The following is a 644-nucleotide window of genomic DNA, read 5'->3' on the forward strand; positions in this document are numbered from 1 at the left end:
GCCCGGCGCAGGATGGCGCCGACGCGTTCCGGCTCGAGATGCGCCAGCACCGCCTTGCCGATGCCCGACGCATGGAAGGAACTGCGCGTGCCCGGCCGAAAGAAGGCGCGGATCGCCTGATGCGTCTCGACCTGGCTGACGAAGACCACGCAATCGTCCTCGGCGACGCCGAGATTGGCGGTCTCGCCGGTCTTCTCCATCAGTTCCTGCATGACGATACGGGCGCGATCGACCAGCTTGCGGCGGCGCAGGAACGCCGCACCCATGCGATAAGTCCCGACGCCGATGGACCACAGCTGGTCGGTGCTGTCGAACTCGACCATGCCGTGGTTTTCCAGCGTCGTCAGCATGCGGTAGGCGGTGGATGCCGCAAGGTCGCTCTGCGCGGCGATCTCGCTCAGCGACAGCCCGCTGCCTTCGGCGACGATGGCCAGAATGCGCAGCGCCCGGTCGAGCGACTGCACCGAAGCGGCGTCGGACGGACCGTGGAAGGCACGCGGACGTCCGCGCTGGCGTTTTTCGGTGGTTTCCATGGGGCATTCTTGCCGATTTCGCGTCGATTAGCGCAATGAAAAAGTTTTCCACTGATCTGCCAAGCCGAACCTATGGAAAACGGATCGTTCAACGAAATCAATGGCTAGCCG

The 644-nt window shown here is 64.1% G+C and carries 1 protein-coding gene; it reads right to left on the minus strand.

Going from position 1 to position 644, the window contains the following annotated elements; all coding sequences use genetic code 11:
- Positions 1-533 (minus strand): IclR family transcriptional regulator (locus EOA85_RS36715; RefSeq protein ID WP_164760197.1); only part of this gene is annotated, 533 nt, incomplete at its 3' end.
- Positions 534-644 lie beyond the last annotated feature (111 nt).

The sequence above is a fragment of the Mesorhizobium sp. M5C.F.Ca.IN.020.29.1.1 genome (genome assembly GCF_003997375.1).
GTDB classification, from domain to species: domain Bacteria; phylum Pseudomonadota; class Alphaproteobacteria; order Rhizobiales; family Rhizobiaceae; genus Mesorhizobium; species Mesorhizobium wenxiniae.